A 16,371-nucleotide genomic window follows, 5' to 3' on the forward strand; every position below is an offset into this window, starting at 1 on the left:
AGCTCTAAACTAGGTTTAGTTCTAAACCTGCATTATGCTCGCTGAAGGTTTCAATATCAACTGCGAGTCCGGACGATGGGAAACGAGATGTCAGCAGTCGACACAGCGCCGTTCGCGATCGCCAATCGAGTGCGTGAACGCGTCGCCGCGGGCGCGATCGCCTTGGGTATCGGCGTGCGGGCCGTGCGCTCGGGCGAGATCGCGCTGTTGGCCAAGGCCACCGGCCACGACTTCCTCTACATCGACACGCAGCATGCCGTCTTCGACGGTCAGCAGATCACTCAGATCGCCCAGGCGGCGCTGGGCGCGGGCGTCGCCCCATTCGTACGGGTCCGCTCGGCCGCCGATCCGGACATCTCGCGGTACCTGGACGCCGGCATCCTCGGCATAGTGGCACCTGACGTCGTCTCGGCAGACCAGGCTCGACAGCTCGTCGCCGCTGCGAAGTACGGCCCGATGGGGCGTCGGTCGGTCGCCGGGATGTCCGTCCACTACGACTTCCGCGCCGTCCCGGCCGACGTGCAGATGCGCGCCGAGAACGACGCCGTCATGGTGTTCTGCATGATCGAGTCCCGTGAAGGCCTCGACAGCATCGAGGAGATCGCCGCGGTGCCGGGTGTGGACGGACTCTATCTGGGGCTCGGCGACCTGCTCGCCGACATGGGCATCCCGGGCGAATTCACCAGTCCTGAAGTCGGCGACGCGCTGCGCACCCTCGTCGACGTCACGCGGCGGCACGGCCTGGTGGCGGGATCCGGTGGAGCGCCCTCGCCGCAGCTGCAGCTTCGGGCCATCGCCGCCGGGGTGCGCTTCCTCATGACATCCAGTGATCTGGGCCTCATCCGCAGCGGAGCAGACCGAGCCCGACGCGAACTGCTCGCGGGGCTCCCCGACGGCATCCTCGCGGACGTCACCGCCGGGGCGGAAGGGAGCCGCTGATGGCGAACCGGTTCCCGCAGACGATCGCCGAGAAGGTCCTCTCCCGTCAGAACCGCGCAGGAGCGGCCGTGCGCGCCGGCGAGATGATCGACGCCGACATCGACGGACTGCTCGTGGTGATGTACCAGTTCTTCCGCAACGCGTTCAAGAAGATCGGGTTCGTGGACGGTCCGCCGACGGTCTGGGACCCCGCCCGCGTCTACCTCATGAGCGAGCACGTGCAGCCGCCGCCCACGGTGCTGGAGGCCTACACGAACCTGTACGCCCGCCGTGACGCAGAGCGGCTCGGCCTCGAGCACTTCATCGACTCCGAACCGGGCGTATGCCACCAGATGATGCTGGACCACGGATTCGTCCGCCCGGGTGAGCTCATCGTCGGCTGCGACTCGCACACCATCTCATACGGCGGCATCAATGCTGTCTCCACCGGCATCGGCACGAACGAGGCCGCGTACGCCTGGAGCTTCGGTCAGCTCTACTTCACGGTTCCCGAGACGATCAAGATCGTCCTGCACGGCGAGCCGAAGAATCACCCGTTCGGCAAGGACATCATCCTCTACCTCGCGGGCCGATACGGCGAGACGTTCGCGCAGGGCCGGGCTCTCGAGTTCACGGGTCCGCTCGCCGAGAAGATGGATATAGCCACGCGTCTGACGATCGCCGACCACGCGGTCGAAGTCGGCGCCAAGTTCGGCGTGTTCGAGGCTGACGCGAAGACCCTCGAGTATGTGCGCGCGCGCACCGACGCTCCGTTCGAACCGGTGGCAGCCGACCCGGGCGCCGCGTACGCCGAGGTCATCGAGATCGACTGCGACGAGATCGGCTTCCAGGTCGCCAAGCCCTACCGCTTCGACAATGTGGTCCCGGTCGGCGAGACCGCCGGCGTGCGCATCGACCAGGCCCGGTTGGGGTCGTGCGCCAACGGCCGGTTCGAGGACATCGAGATCGCTGCACGGATGCTGGCCGGGCGCAAGGTCGCCCCGGGGGTGCGGTTCTACATCTCGCCGGCATCGATGGGCGTCTACCGGCAGTGCGTCGAGGCGGGTCTGGTCGCTGTCCTCCTCGAGGCGGGTGCACAGGTGCTCGAACCGGGATGCTCGATCTGCCAGTCACCGGGCATCGTCCTGAACGAGGAAGTCTGCATCACGGCGACCACACGCAACTATCGCGGTCGTTTCGGCGGGTCGCAGACCGCCGACGCGCAGATCTATCTGGCAGGTCCGGCAACCGTCACGGCGTCCGCGATCGAAGGATGCATCACCGATCCCACGGAGTACCTGCAATGACCGCACTCGAGACGATACTGACCGGACGCGCGTGGAAGATCGGCGACTCCGTGGACACGAACCAGCTGGCCGGTGGCGGGCTGGAGGGCGCCACCCGGGACGAGACGCTGCGGCTGAACTGCCTGCGCGGAGTGCGGCCGGACTTCCCGGACGGCGTCCGTGAGGGCGACATCGTCGTCGCGGGGCAGAACTTCGGATGCGGGTCGGCGCGGCAATCGGCCGTCGAGGCGCTGCAGCTCTCGGGCGTGGCGGCCGTGCTCGCCGAGTCGGTGGCCCGCATCCATCGGCGCAACAGCATCGCACTCGCGCTTCCCACGTATGCGATCACCGGGATCCAGGACTTCGTCGACGACGGCGACAGGATCCAGATCGACTATCCGGCGCGGGTGGTGCGCAATCTGTCGCAGCAGACCGAGCTGCCCCTGCCGCAGATGCCTGCCAGCGTCGCGGACGTTTATCGCGTGGGAGGAGTGCTCGAGCTGATCAGGGAACGGCTGGCCGAGGCAGGGATAGTGCCGCCCGACGGGGCGGACTCCACGCCGGTCAGTGGGTCGGCTCGCTGACGTCAGCGACCTCTGCGGCGCTGTCCTCCGCCGATGAGCCGAGCTGCTCCATATCGAAGCTACGCAGCGCGGGGCCCCGGCCGGCGATACGGGCGAGATAACTCCGGAACGCGGAGATCTCGTCCTCGTCGAGTGCGGCGAGCATGATCCGCTCACGCTCCTCCGCGATCGGGCGGATCCGTTGATACAGGTCGGCGCCCTTCTGCGTCAGATACATGCGCCGGGTGCGGCCTTCGTTCTCCGTGACGATGAGGCCCTTCTCGAGGAGGGCCGTCATGGCGAGCGAGACCGTGGACTTGTTCATGCCGAGGTCCGTCGTCGCGTCCGCGGCGGTGCTGCCGGGGAACGTGCTCAGCTTGCCGAGCATCCGCCACTCGTTGATGCCGATGCCGAACCGCTGTCGATAGATCTCGGACGCGCCCCAGACGAAGACGCCGTTGATGTACGAGATCGGGGCCGGAGCATACGTCGTGCGCTTCAGGTTTCCCTCGAGGGGCTCCCGGATGGGCGCCGCCTCGAGGGAGGGATCTGCACCGTGTGCGGACTCTGCCAATGCCATTCCTCCCGGCGGTGATCAGCGTCTCACAGTTTAGATCCAAACCGCTGCGAGCGCGTCAGTCGTCGAGGACGAGCTTGAGCTGCTCGATGGCCCAGTCCAGCTCGGTGGCGCGGATCGTCAGCGGCGGCGCGATCCGGATGGTCTGGCCGTGCGTGTCCTTCACGAGCACGCCGCGCGCCAGCAGGCGCTCGGCCACCTCCCGGCCGGTCCCCACCGCCGGGTCGATGTCCACCCCCGCCCAGAGCCCTGCCGCGCGCACCTCGGTGACGCCGTGCCCGATGAGCTCATCGAGCTTTGCCTTCAGGTGCTCGCCGAGCGCCACCGCGCGCTCCTGGTACTCGCCGGTGGCCAGCATCTCGACGACCTTGAGGCCGACCGCCGCGGCGAGCGGATTGCCGCCGAACGTGGACCCGTGCTCGCCCGGCTGGATGACGCCGAGGACGTCGCGGTTCGCCGCTATCGCCGAGACGGCGAGGATGCCGCCGCCCAGCGCCTTCCCCATCAGGTACACGTCGGGGACGACGCCCTCGCGATCGCACGCGAACGTCGCGCCGACGCGCCCGAGTCCGGACTGGATCTCGTCGGCGATGAACAGGACATTGTTCCGCGTGCAGATCTCCCGCACGGCCTTCAGATACCCCTCCGGCGGGATGATGACGCCGGCCTCGCCCTGGATCGGCTCGATCAGCACGGCCGCGGTGTTCTCGTCGATCGCGGCATCGATGGCTGCCGCATCCCCATACGGCACGCTGATGAAGCCGGGCGTGAACGGCCCGAAGCCGTCGCGCGCAGTCGGGTCGTCGCTGAAGCCGACGATAGTGGTGGTGCGGCCGTGGAAGTTGCCGTTCGCGACCACGATCGTCGCGGCATCCGGGGCCACGCCCTTGACCCGGTACGCCCACGCACGCGCGGTCTTGATGCCGGTCTCGACGGCCTCCGCGCCGGTGTTCATCGGCAGGACGAGGTCCTTGCCGCACAGGTCGGCGAGCGCGGCGGCGAACGCGCCGAGCTTGTCATTGTGGAACGCGCGGCTCGTGAGCGTGAGCTTGCCGAGCTGCTCGGTCACCGCGGCGACGAGCGCAGGATGACGGTGCCCGAAGTTCAGCGCCGAGTAGGCCGACAGCAGGTCGAGATACCGCTTGCCCTCGACATCCGTGACCCACACCCCCTCGCCCTGGGAGACGACGACCGGCAGCGGGTGGTAGTTGTGGGCGAGGTGCTCGTCCTCGCCGCGGATGATGCGGACCGCCGTGGTGTCCAGCGTCGGTGCGGTGGTCATCGCGTGCCCCCTCGCAGTTCGAGCGTGCAGCACTTGATGCCGCCGCCGCCCAGCAGCAGTTCGGACAGGTCGACGTGCACGGGGTTGTAGCCGCGCTCGCGCAGCTGCGCGTCGAAGCCCTTCGCGCGCGGCGAGATGAAGACGTTGCGTCCGTCGCTGGCGGAGTTCAGCCCGAACACGTCGCCGTCGGCGTCGTCGACACGGATGGCATCCGGATACCGCTCGGCGAGGATGCCGCGGCTGGTGTCGTCGAACGCGTTCGGCAGGTACGCGATGTTGGCCTTGTCCACACCGCCGGGTCCCTGGACCGGGTCCAGGACGCTGATCGCGGTGTCGAGGTGGTAGAAGCTCGGGTTCACGAGCTTCAGGGAGACGACCTCGCGTCCGAACAGGTCGGCGACCTCGCGGTGGCTGTCGATCGAGGAGCGGAAGCCGAACCCGGCCAGGATCGTGTCCCCGACGAGGAGGATGTCGCCCTCGCCCTCTTGCGCGGCGATCGGCTCGGTCACCTCGAACCCGTGCGATGCGAACCAGTCCATGAACGGGCGCTCTTCGCCACGGCGCTCGTTCACGGAGAACTTGACGCCCAGCGCCTTGCCGTCGATCACGAATCCGCCGTTGGCGGTGTACACCATGTCGGGCAGACCCGGGATGGGGTCGATCAGCTCGATCTCGTGGCCGAGCGACAGGTACGTGTCGTACAGCGTCTGCCATTGCCGCACGGCCTTCGCGGTGTCGGTGGGGATGGCCTTGTGCATCCACGGGTTGATCTCGTAGCTGACCGTGAAGTGCGCCGGCTTGCACATCAGGTATCGACGGTGCTGCTGGATGCGGTCGGATGCCGATGGCTGTGCGACGGCGGTCTCGGAAAGGGACATTCTGCTCCTCACTGAACGTGATAGGCGGACGCCGTCCTCGGGCCCGGCGGAAGTTCAACCCGACGATGGGGAAGATGCGACACGGGCACGCCACGTTCATTCTCCCACGACCGACGGCAGGAATGCTCGGCACGCGCTGAGTGTGGTGGTGCGGGCGTCGCCCGCAGATACTTTCTCCACAGGAGTCGAATCAAGGCATTGTTATTAGTATCTATTTACGGTAACCTTGATACCAGCGAACACCGACGATCGAACAGGAGGGGGACCCGATGTCAGCATCGCTCAGTGCGGGCCCGTCTCCCGCGATCTCGGAACTCGATGAGATCGTCGATCTGCTCTCCCAGTCTCGGGAGCGCGCAGCATCCGCTTTCGCGGCGGAGATGTTCTTCTTCGCTCGCGTCACCGATCTGGTCGACAGGCGTGAACGAGAACGCGCCGCGCGGACGGACGGCGCTCTCACGAACACATCGCAGCTGGGTATGCGGGAGGTGTTCGCCGAGATCGGCGCCGCCCTGCGATTGAGCGAGTGGCAGGTGGCCCGGAAGGTCTCCATCGCGTGGACGCTGACGAACCAGTTCCACGAGACGCTGTGCGACGCCAGTTGCGGACGCATCTCTCCGGAGCACGCGACCGCGATAGCGGACACCGGTGTCGCTATCGGGGACGACGCGGTCCGCCGCGAATACGAGGCCGTCGCCCTCGACATGGCAGGGGAGATGACTCCGAGCCAGCTGAAGCCGGCGCTGGAGGGACTCGTCGTGCGCCTTGACCCGGAGGGCACCGAGCGACGCGTGCGCGAAGCCGTCGAGCGCCGGAAAGTGACGGTGCGGGCGCTGGAGCCGGGACTGGCTCGGATCAGCGCCGACGTGCCGACCGCGCAGGGTGTCGGCGTGTACAACCGCCTCCGCGACATGGCCGCCGAGCTGTTCGAGCAGAACGCGGCGGAGAAGGCCGACGCAGCGGCCGCCGCTCTCGCGGACGCGACGGCGGATGACGAGGCTGTCACCGGTGCTGGCGGCGATGCCCCGGCCGACAGCGACGCGGATGCGCCGGTATTCGACGAGCGCACCCACGCGCAGATCATGGCGGACGTGCTCTGCGACCTGCTGCTGACCAGCGCTGCCGACGGGCACGGCGCGACCGACCAGGGCCGGGACGCTCTCGGCGCCATCACCGCAACCGTGCAGGTCACCGTCCCCGCAACGGCACTGACGGGGACGACCGTCGGCGGCGCGGCCGTCACCGGGTTCGGGCCCATCGACGACGACACCGCGAAGCACCTCGCGGGAATGGCCCCGACGTGGACGCGGGTGTTCACCGATCCGTGCGGCGGGGTTCCCATCAGCGTCGACCGGTACCGGCCCTCGAAGCGGCAGAAGCTGTTCCTGCAGGTCAGAGACGAACAGTGCCGATTCCCCGGATGCCGCCGCACCGCGCAGAAGTCCGACATCGACCATACGATCGCGTACGCCGACGGCGGGCCGACGTGCCTGTGCAATCTCGAGCATCTCTGCAAGAGGCATCACACTCTCAAGCACGACACGGACTGGTCCGTCGAGCAGCTGCCGGGCGGGATCCTCCGCTGGACCGCGCCCACCCGCCGCATCCACCTCACCAGGCCACCCGGCACCGTCCGATTCACCCCGGTCGCCATGATCGACCCGGGTCCCCACCGGGACCACGAGATGGCCCACGCGCTCGTGCGCGACCCCGTGCCGTTCTGACGCCGCGCCGCCGGCTCAGCCCCGCACGCGCAGCGTCGCTATCTCGAACGGGCGCAGCGTCAGCTGCACGGTCCCGTCGACGACCGGCACGCTCTCCCCCGGCCGCTCCAGCAGGTCGGCGCGGACCAAGTCCCCGGCCGGGATGGTGAGGGATGCCGCTGCCCGGCCGCCGGTCGACTCGTACACGCGCACGACCAGGTCCCCGGAACGGTCGTCGGCGAGCTTCACCGCGCTCAGCGCCGCCCCCGCCACCTCGACGAGCGGGCGGACGTCGCCGCCGAAGGCCTCGACGGCCGGCGCCGTGAAGCGGGATGCCGCAGTCGCGGCATCCCGGACATCCGCCGCCACCACGAGGCCGAACCGCATCCGCTGCGTGCCCTGGTCGGTGCGCGGATCCGGGTATCGCGGCGCGCGCAGCATCGAGAACCGCGCGTGCGAGACGATCCGGCCCTGGTGCTCGCGTCGGGTGACGTCGAAACCGTACGTGCTGTCCGAGAGGAACGCGACGCCGAAGCCCGGCTCGGCCAGCAGGAACCAGCGCTGCGCATGCTGCTCGAACTTCGCGGCGTCCCACGACGTGTTCTCATGCGTGGGCCGGCGGTGGTGTCCGAACTGCGCCTCGGCGGTCACCTCGTCCGTGAACACGTCGACCGGAACGGCGAGCTTGAGGAACCTCTCGGTCTCGCGCCAGTCGACGGTGTTGTCGATCTCGAGCGTCCGCCCGTCGTCGGACAGCGTCAGCCGCTGCGTGATCGACGACGCGCCGAACGCTGTCTCCACGACCACCGCGTCGCCGTCCAGGTGCGCACGCCCGGTGAGGTCTTCGTACCGGCCGCGGTAGTGCGCGTCCACGTCCCATGCATCCCACTGGCTCGGGAAGTCCTGGTGCAGCTGGAGGAGATTGCCGGCGAGGCCCGCCGGAATCGCCTCCCGTCCGGTCGCCAGGTCGCGGGCCGACACGATGCGTCCGGCGGCATCGACCACGACCCGCACATGGTCGCTGGACAGGACGAAGCCGTCGCCGGACGCCTCCGCGCGGCGCGCCACGGGGGCCGATCCCACGCCGACCCCGCCGGCGGGCACGCCGCGCTGCGGCACCGTCGCGGGATTCACGAGCACGGCGTCGCCGCCGATCCCGACGCCGAGGGCCGCCAGCGCGTCGCCGATCACGCCGCGCAGGGTGCGCTCGATGCGCGCATACCGCTCGCGCGCCTCGCGATGCACCCACGCTATGGACGACCCGGGCAGGATGTCGTGGAACTGCAGCAGCAGCACCTCGCGCCAGACATCGTCGAGCACCTCATACGGGTACGGACGCCCCGCCCGCAGCGCCGCCGTCGCCGCCCACAGCTCCGCCTGGCGCAGCAGTTCCTCACTGCGCCGGTTGCCCTGCTTCATCGCGTGCTGGGTCGTGTACGTGGCCCGGTGCAGCTCGAGGTACAGCTCGCCGCGCCACACCGGCGCGTCGGGCAGCTCGGCCCGCGCCCGCGCGAAGAACGCGTCGGGCGTCTCCCACGCGACGCGCGCGCTCCCCTCCAGATCGGCCAGCCGGCGCGCCCGGGCAATCGCCTCGCGGGTCGTCCCGCCACCGCCGTCGCCGTATCCGGTGGGCGCGAGGGACGAGGATGCCGCGGCCTTCTCCGCGAACTGCCGCGTGGCACGGGCGATCTCGGCCCCGGTCAGCTGGGACTCGTACGTGTCCATCGGCGGGAAGTGCGTGAACACCCGGGTGCCGTCGATGCCCTCCCACCAGAACGTGTGGTGCGGGAAGCGATTCGTCTGGTTCCACGACATCTTCTGCGTGAGGAACCACTCGAAGCCGGCACCGGCGAGGATCTGCGGCAGCGCGCCGGAATAGCCGAAGCTGTCGGGCAGCCAGGCCCCGCGGCACTCGATCCCGAACTCCTCGCGGAAGAACCGCTGACCGTACGCTATCTGCCGGATGAGGGACTCGCCGCCGGGCAGCACCGCGTCGCACTCGACCCACATCCCGCCCACCGGCAGGAACCGCCCGTCGGCGACGGCCGCCTTCACGCGCGCGAACACCTCGGGCCGCTCGTCGCGCAGCCACGCGTACTGCTGCGCGCTGGACATCGCGTACACGAATTCGGGGTGCTCGTCGAGCAGCCGCGTCATGGACGTCGCGGTGCGGGCGACCTTGCGGACCGTCTCCCGCAGCGGCCACAGCCACGCCGAGTCGATGTGCGCGTGCCCGATAGCGGTGATCCGCTGCGCGCTGTGCTCGGCCGGGGCCGCCAGCGGCTGGGCGAGCACGGCTCGCGCGGCGCCGGCGGTGCCCGCGACATCCTGCAGGTCGACGGCGTCCAGCGCGTCGTCGAGTGCGCGCAGGATGCGGGCGCGCCGGGTGGATGCATCCGGGAGCTGCTCGGCCAGCTGCAGCAGCACCTCGACGTCGTGCACGAGCTCGAACACCTCGGCCTCGAACACGCACAGGTCGGCGCGGGCGAACCGGTACAGGGGCCGGTCGCCCGCGGTGTCCCACTCGCCCTGCTCGGTCGGCCGGAACGGCGCGGCGGCGTCGAGCACGACCGGATTGGCGGCGGCCTCGACGAAGAACTCGACCTCGCCGGCCGCGTCGATCGGCACCCATTGTGCGCGCGGGTGGATCGCCCGGACCGGGGTGCCGTCGGCGAGGTACACGAGCCCCTCCGCCTGGAACCCGGGCATCGCGGCATCGAACCCGAGGTCGACGACGGCCTCGACGCGCCGGCCGGCAAAGGATGCCGGGATGCGACCGGTCACCCGGAACCACGTGGTGTCCCACGCCCGTCCCCACTCCCTGCCGATCTCGAACGGCGTGAACGGTCCGGCCAGCCCCTCCGCCACCGGGATCGGCTCCCCGCCCACCGTGTGCGCGGCGATCCCGAGCGGGTGCGGGTCGCTGTGCACGGCGGGCCGCAGGCGCTCCTCGAGCACGCGGCGCACGCGTCGGATGGTGAGGGACTGCTGCTCGTGCATCATCCCCTCCTGGCGGGGACGCTGGTCTCGCGCACGACGAGCCGGCTCGGCATCGGCGGCTCGGCCTGTTCCGGGTCGGCGTCGATGGCGTGCAGCAGATTCCGCGCGCTGCGCTGGCCCTGCACGTCGGGGTGGCGCGCGAGCGCGGTGATCGAGGGGGCGGAGATGTCGCACAGCATCGAGTCGTCCCAGCTCACGAGGGCCACGTCGGTCCGCCCGGCCACGGTCAGCGAGCGCAGGATCCCGAGTGCCATGACGTCGTTGGAGCTGATCACGGCGGTCGCCTCGCGCCAGGACGGCAGCCGGTCGGCGACGAGGCGCTCGGCGCCCGCGCGTGTGTAGTCGCCTTCCACGACCTGCACCCGGATGCCGCAGACGGCGGCCTCGGCGGCGACGGCGTCGCGCCGCTCCACCTCATGGGCGAGGTTCAGCGGGCCGGTGACGTCGACGATGTCCGTGTGCCCGAGCGACGCGAGATGGTCGACGAGCACGCGGGCGTCCGTGACGAGGTCCTCGACGACCTGGGTGCCGGTGGCCGGGTCAAGGCGCAGACCGTGCATCACGAACGGCATCCCGAGCGAGCGCAACAGGGCCGGTCGCGGATCCTCGACGAGCCGGTCCAGCACTATAACGCCGTCGACGCGGCGCTCGGCGCTCCACTGCCGGTACACGTCCAGGTCGCGGCCGGGAGCGGTCCCGACCATCCGCAGCATGAGCGACTGTCCCGCTTCGGCGAGGACGGATTCCACGCCGCTGAGCAGGCTCATGTAGTACGGCTCCTGGCCCAGCAGTTCGGGGTCGCGGCGCAGCACCATGCCTATCGTGTCGGTGCGCGAGCGGGAGAGGGCGCGTGCGGACGAGCTGGGATGCCAGTCCAGTTCGCGTGCGAGGGCGAGCACGCGCTCCCGGGTGGCCTCGCCCACTCCGGGCCGGCCGTTCAGCGCGTACGACACCGATGCGGCCGAGATCCCGAGTCTGCGGGCCATCTCGTGGATGGTCACGTGCGCCGCGGCCCTCTTCTTTCCACTGCTCATCGATGCCAACTCTTCCACGCCGCCGGTCGGTGGCGCATCAGCGTTCAGCGGATCTCGCGCACCGCCGTGCCGTACGGGCCGAGCGCGACGACGGGATCGGGGGTGCCGTCCAGGTGGTGCAGGGCGCCGGATGCCACGACCGGCGTCACGTCGGCGGCGTCGGGGTGCTGGCTGGCGAACACGGCGAACCGCCGGCCGTCGGCGTGCGCGACGGTGTCCGCGAACACGCGCGGGTCCTCCACCGTGAGCGGCCGGTCCGCCCCGGCGAGGGCGGCGAGCGCGTCGTACAGCCGCCACGTGTCCTCGGGGTTCACGCGCGCGCACCGGGCGGCGAGGTACTCCAGCGGGTAGGTGCAAAGGACGGCGTAGCCGGCGCCGTGGCGGCGGCCGACGAGGGCCGGACGGCCGTGGCCGTCCACGGCGAGCACGTCGCCGGCCGTGACATCCACCGGCAGGTACGCGCGCGCATCCGGCGTCCCGGACGCACGGAACCGCAGCCGATCGCCGGCCCGGAGGGCGCCCAGCCCGGCGGTCATCTCGATCGTCACGACGTCGTCCTCGATCGGCTCCACGAGCCCGTACGAGGTGCCGACGGTCACGCCGAACAGCTCCTCGGTGAACGCCCACCACGGTCCGCGCTGCGCGGGCGCCTCCCCCGCGCAGTACGACGCGTAGACGACGGCGCCGTCGTCGGTCAGCGTGACCAGCTGGCGCCAGGTCGGGCCGCACAGCTGCTTGACCGACGGCAGCAGGTACAGCCGGTACCCCGGCGCCACACCCCCGTCGGCGCTCTCCCGCTCCACCGTCACCGGCAGGTGCGCCTCGCGCGTGGCCGCATACGCCTGCTCGCCGACCGCGACGATGTGCTCGCGCTCGGACTCCCGGCTGAACGGGTATCCCTCCGCCAGGTGCGACGGGATGACCAGGGCGGTGTCGGCGGGCGCGCGTCGCAGCCCGGCCGCGTCCATCGCCGCCAGGTCGGCGGCGAACAGCTCCAGCTCCTTCAGGGCGGGTTTGGGGGCACCGGTGGCATCCGTGATGCCGAAGTGCATCTCGAACGGGTGGTGCGAATACGGTCGCTCGGCGACGAGGTCATCGAAATCGGTGTTGTTCCACGCAATCCACCCGCGCACGCCCGCGACGAGAGTGTTGTGCAGCTGCTGCCGGTAATACACCGCCGCGTTCGCCGCAGACACGTACGCGTCCGTCACGCCGAACTCCTCCAGCACCACCGGGAGGCCCGCGATGCCGCACAGCTGCGCGACCCACGCGGCCTTCAGGTGCTGACGGATGACGTCGGCCTCCATCCGGTACACATGCGGTCCGACGAACTGCGACAGCGGTGCGAGCTCCCGCAGCCGGAATCCGCTGTCGTGCCCCGTGGTCTCGATGCCCCACGCGCCGTCCCCGGTGGACACCGGCAGGGTCGAGCCGACGGCGCGGATGGCATCGACGAGGATCTGCGCCCACGCGGCGACGGCGTCGTGCGGCGCCTCACCTCCGTAGATAGGGACCTCGTTGCTGAGCAGCCACCCGGCGACGGCGGGATGCCGGTGGAAGCGCGCGGTCAGCTCGCGCACGTACCACGCCTGCCGGGCCACGAACCAGACGTCGCGGTACAGGTCGCGACCGTCGCGCCAGGTCGGGTCCCAGTTCTCGCCCGACATGTGCCCGACGATGAACGTCGGGATCGTGGTCATGCCGGCCTGAACATGCGCGTCGAGGAAATCGGCGAACCGCGCGACGCAGTCCTCGTCGAGCCGGTCGGGCTCGGGCTGGAAGTCCGGCCAGAAGAAGAACGACCGGGTCACCGTCAGCCCATGCGCGGCCAGCACCGCCAGCTCGTCGCGGACGACGGCGGGGTCGTAGCGGTCGGTCCACATGCGCGGACCGCCGGCGCGGGACCAGAAGTTCGCGCCAAGCCAGAGCGGGAGGGTCGCGGCATCCGTCATTTGACCGCTCCCGCTGTCAGCCCCGCGACGAAGCTGCGCTGCAGCAGCAGGAACGCGACGACGATCGGGACGCTGACCACGAGCGATGCCGCCATGATCTGGTTCCAGTACACGTTCACCTGTGTGGAGTACTGCTGCAGGCCGATGGCGAGCGTCTGGGTGGGGCCGTTCGTGAGCACCGAGGCGAACAGCAGCTCGCCCCAGCTGGTCATGAAGCTGTAGATGCCCACCGCGACCAGTCCCGGACGTGCGGCCGGCAGCAGCACGTGCCAGAGCGCGCCCATCGACCCGGTCCCGTCGACCTCCGCCGCCTCGTCGAGATCCCGCGGGATGGCGTCGAAGTAGCCGGCCAGCATCCAGATCGAGAACGGCAGCGAGAACGTGAGGTACGTGATCACCAGTCCCAGCCGGGTGCCGATCAGCGGGATGCCGGTGGCCTGCGTCACGTTGATGAAGATGAGGAACAGCGGCAGCAGGAACAGGATGCCGGGGAACATCTGCGTGGACAGCACCGTGGTGGTGAACACGCCGCGCCCCCGGAACCGCCACCGGGAGACGGCGTAGGCGGCGAACACGGCGATCACGAGGCTGACGGCCGTGGCCGCCGTGCACACGATCAGGCTGTTCGCGAAGTACTGCGCCAGCGGCACGGTCCGCCAGATGTCGATGTACGGCTGGAAGGTGATGTGCTGCGGCCACCACGTGAAGCTGTCGAGCACCTCGCCGAGGGGCTTGACCGAGGAGGTGATCATCACCCAGATCGGGAACAGCGTGAAAAGGCTCAGCACGACGACGGTGACGATGCGGAACACCCGGGCACCGGTGGTCTCACGCACGCTGGGACCTCCGGTTCACGAACAGCAGATACGCGACGGTCACCACGAGCAGGAACAGCAGCAGCAGCACCGACATCGCCGAGCCGTAGCCGAAGTTGAACGTGAGGAACGACGCGTTGTAGATGTGGAACGAGATGAGGTCGCCGGCGGGTGGCTGCGCGGTCTTCCCGAACAGCACGAACGGCGTGTTGAAGTCGTTGAACGTCCACAGGAACATCACGAGCACCAGCACGACGTTCACGGGTCGCAGCATCGGCACCGTGATCGAGCGCCACTGCCGGAACGGCTTCGCCCCGTCGACCGCGGACGCCTCGTACAGGTCCTCGGGCACCGACTGCATGCCCGCCATCAGCATCAGGAACGCGAACGGCCACAGCCGCCAGATCGCCACGATCACGAGCGACCAGAACGCGTTGCCGCCGATCAGCCAGAACGGCTTCTCGCCGGGCAGGCCGAGGTTGTCGAAGAGGAGATGGTTCAGCGCGCCGGTGTCCTTCTGCAGAATGAACTTCCACGCGATGATGCCCGCGTAGATCGGGATCGCGTACGGGACCAGGAACAGCGTGCGGAACAGCCCCCGCCCGGGGAACTTCCGCTGCAGCGCGACAGCCGCCGCCATCCCGGCGATCCAGGCGATGCCGACCACGAGCACCGTGAAGGCGCACGTGATGAGGAACGACTGCAGCAGCGCCCGCCCGACCGCGCCGTGCACGTCGAGCGACACCCGGTAGTTGCCCAGGCCCAGGAACGGCGCTTCGCTCCAGTTGCGCAGGTACTGCTGGGTGAGCTTCACGAGGCTTATCCAGATGCCCGTGACCATCGGGATGAGGTGCACGAGCAGCTCGAACACGACGGCCGGGACCAGCAGGACGTACGGCAGCCACCAGCGTGAGCGCAGGCGCCGTCGTGGCGCCGCGTTCGGTGGATCGGTGACGTGTCCGGGCGAGATGCGGGCGGGTGCTGTTGCGGACATGACGCGATCAGCCGGCGGCTTCGACCTGCTGCTGGGCGTTGTCCAGCATCGCGGAGATGTCGGCGTCGGTGACGGTCTTCCCGGTCGCTATCTGCGCGAACAGCCCGCTGATCCCCTTGCCGATGGTGCTCTCGAAGTCGCCCTCGCTGGCCACCTGCGGCAGCGGCTTGGACCGGTTCTGATAGGCGTCCATGAAGACCTTCGCCTCGTCGGCGTCGGTGGTGAACTTCGCGTCGGCGCTGCCGAGCACCGGCAGCACCGAGTACGGGACGGCGAGCTTCGCCTGCACGTCAGGGCTCGTCATGTACTTCACGAACTCCAGCGCCTGCGGCAGGTGCTTCGTGTAGTCGAAGACCGAGATGTTGATCCCGGCGGGGAAGGTCGAGATCTGCGCCTTGGCATCGCCCGGTGCGGGAAGCGGCACCACACCCCAGTCGCCGGGCTTCATGCCGTCGGCCTTCAGCGTCGAGTCGGCGTTGTTCTGGCTGAGGAACATGGCGGCCTTGCCGGAGGCGAGGTCGGCCGCCGAGGAGGACGCGTTGTCGTACTGGGCGTCGGCGGGGTTGGCCGCCTTGTGAAGCTGCATGAGGTCGAGGTAGCGCTTGATGCCTGCGACGTTCTCGGGCGTGTCGAACGTGGGCTTGCCGCTGGCGTCGTAGAACTCGCCGCCGTTCTGGGCGGAGGTCAGGAACGCGAAGTGGATGTTCTCCGTGTAGCTGCCGGCGGCGAGGGTCAGGCCCCACTGGTCGCCGTGGGTGAGCTTCTTCGCGTCGGTGACGAGCTCGTCCCACGTCGTCGGCGGCTGCAGCTGCGCGGCCGCGAACATCGCCTTGTTGTAGTACAGGCCGTACGCGAGCCCGTACAGGGGAACGGAGGTGGGGGTCTTGCCGGGGGCTCCGCCGGCGTCCAGCGCCGTCTTCACGAAGCGGTCGAGGCCCCCGATCGCGGACGCGTTCTTGCCGTCGAACTGGGTGAAAGCGCCGGTGGACTGGAACGCGGCTCCCCACGTGTTGCCGATGTTGACGACATCCGGTCCCTGTCCGCTGGTGACGGCGGTCTGGATCCGGGTCTGCAGGTCGTTCCAGCCGATCACCTCGAGGTCGACGGTGATGCCGGTCTGCTTCGTGAACTCCTGCAGGATCGGGGTGAGCACCTGCTTGTCGTTGTCGAGGCTGGTGCCCTGGTTGCTGGCCCAGTACGTGATGGTGGTCTTGCCAGTGCCGTTGTCGGCGGCCGTACCGCCGCCGCCCGCGCACCCTGCCAGCACCATCGAGAGTGCCGCCACGGCCGTAGCCGCCGCGATCGCCTTGTTCTTCGCTTCCACCTCTTGACTCCTTCGTCTCGCACTTCCCTGGCGGGAATCTGAGCG

13 protein-coding genes are annotated in these 16,371 nt (G+C 69.4%); 4 read left to right on the forward strand and 9 right to left on the reverse strand.

Features of this window, described 5'->3' with window-relative positions; genetic code table 11:
• Nucleotides 1-87: 87 nt before the first annotated feature.
• Genes GH740_RS01845 through GH740_RS01855 form a run of 3 tightly spaced genes read left to right on the forward strand, consistent with a single transcriptional unit; the run spans nt 88 to nt 2,788 of the window.
• Complete coding sequence (locus GH740_RS01845; RefSeq protein WP_172978252.1) at nt 88-939, forward strand: HpcH/HpaI aldolase/citrate lyase family protein; 852 nt, start codon at nt 88-90, stop codon at nt 937-939.
• On the forward strand, nt 939-2,225 hold the full coding sequence (locus GH740_RS01850) for an aconitase/3-isopropylmalate dehydratase large subunit family protein (RefSeq protein WP_153744384.1): 1,287 nt from the start codon (nt 939-941) through the stop codon (nt 2,223-2,225). Before GH740_RS01845 ends, GH740_RS01850 begins: the two co-directional genes overlap by 1 nt.
• A complete protein-coding gene (locus GH740_RS01855; protein WP_172978253.1) occupies nt 2,222-2,788 on the forward strand; it encodes a 3-isopropylmalate dehydratase in 567 nt (188 codons plus the stop codon). The genes GH740_RS01850 and GH740_RS01855 overlap by 4 nt, the downstream gene beginning before the upstream one ends.
• Here the strand turns inward: GH740_RS01855 and GH740_RS01860 are convergent.
• The 3 genes from GH740_RS01860 to ddaH all read right to left on the reverse strand — a co-directional run bounded on the left by GH740_RS01860 (nt 2,769) and on the right by ddaH (nt 5,504).
• Nucleotides 2,769-3,341 carry a MarR family winged helix-turn-helix transcriptional regulator gene (locus tag GH740_RS01860; RefSeq protein WP_153744386.1) on the reverse strand — a complete coding sequence of 191 codons (573 nt, stop codon included), beginning with the start codon at nt 3,339-3,341 and terminating at the stop codon, nt 2,769-2,771. The genes GH740_RS01855 and GH740_RS01860 overlap by 20 nt on opposite strands.
• A 61-nt stretch (nt 3,342-3,402) precedes the next feature.
• Nucleotides 3,403-4,626, reverse strand: a complete 1,224-nt coding sequence (gene rocD, locus GH740_RS01865) for an ornithine--oxo-acid transaminase (RefSeq protein ID WP_153744387.1) — start codon at nt 4,624-4,626, stop codon at nt 3,403-3,405.
• Nucleotides 4,623-5,504, reverse strand: coding sequence for a dimethylargininase (gene ddaH, locus GH740_RS01870; RefSeq protein WP_153744388.1), 882 nt, complete (start codon nt 5,502-5,504; stop codon nt 4,623-4,625). Before ddaH ends, rocD begins: the two co-directional genes overlap by 4 nt.
• Before the next feature lie 269 nt (nt 5,505-5,773).
• Between ddaH and GH740_RS01875 the strand changes: the two genes are divergently transcribed.
• The gene (locus tag GH740_RS01875; protein ID WP_153744389.1) at nt 5,774-7,228 is read left to right on the forward strand and encodes an HNH endonuclease signature motif containing protein; all 1,455 of its coding nucleotides are present in this window, start codon (nt 5,774-5,776) and stop codon (nt 7,226-7,228) included.
• Between the two features lie 15 nt (nt 7,229-7,243).
• Here the strand turns inward: GH740_RS01875 and GH740_RS01880 are convergent, their stop codons facing one another.
• From GH740_RS01880 to GH740_RS01905, 6 genes are read right to left on the reverse strand one after another with little or no spacing between them, the layout of a single operon-like run.
• Nucleotides 7,244-10,207, reverse strand: coding sequence for a glycoside hydrolase family 38 C-terminal domain-containing protein (locus GH740_RS01880; protein WP_153744390.1), 2,964 nt, complete (start codon nt 10,205-10,207; stop codon nt 7,244-7,246).
• Nucleotides 10,207-11,241 carry a LacI family DNA-binding transcriptional regulator gene (locus tag GH740_RS01885; protein ID WP_153744391.1) on the reverse strand — a complete coding sequence of 345 codons (1,035 nt, stop codon included), beginning with the start codon at nt 11,239-11,241 and terminating at the stop codon, nt 10,207-10,209. The genes GH740_RS01880 and GH740_RS01885 overlap by 1 nt, the downstream gene beginning before the upstream one ends.
• A gap of 44 nt (nt 11,242-11,285) precedes the next feature.
• Nucleotides 11,286-13,193, reverse strand: coding sequence for a cellulase family glycosylhydrolase (locus GH740_RS01890; protein WP_153744392.1), 1,908 nt, complete (start codon nt 13,191-13,193; stop codon nt 11,286-11,288).
• A complete protein-coding gene (locus GH740_RS01895) occupies nt 13,190-14,029 on the reverse strand; it encodes a carbohydrate ABC transporter permease (protein WP_367640310.1) in 840 nt (279 codons plus the stop codon). The genes GH740_RS01890 and GH740_RS01895 overlap by 4 nt, the downstream gene beginning before the upstream one ends.
• Nucleotides 14,022-15,002 (reverse strand): carbohydrate ABC transporter permease, encoded by a 981-nt coding sequence (locus tag GH740_RS01900; protein ID WP_153744393.1) that lies wholly within the window; start codon nt 15,000-15,002, stop codon nt 14,022-14,024. Before GH740_RS01900 ends, GH740_RS01895 begins: the two co-directional genes overlap by 8 nt.
• A gap of 7 nt (nt 15,003-15,009) precedes the next feature.
• Nucleotides 15,010-16,326 (reverse strand): ABC transporter substrate-binding protein, encoded by a 1,317-nt coding sequence (locus tag GH740_RS01905; RefSeq protein WP_367640312.1) that lies wholly within the window; start codon nt 16,324-16,326, stop codon nt 15,010-15,012.
• Nucleotides 16,327-16,371: the final 45 nt, after the last annotated feature.

This window comes from Microbacterium sp. SYP-A9085 (genome assembly GCF_009649635.1).
In the GTDB taxonomy this organism is placed as follows: domain Bacteria; phylum Actinomycetota; class Actinomycetes; order Actinomycetales; family Microbacteriaceae; genus Microbacterium.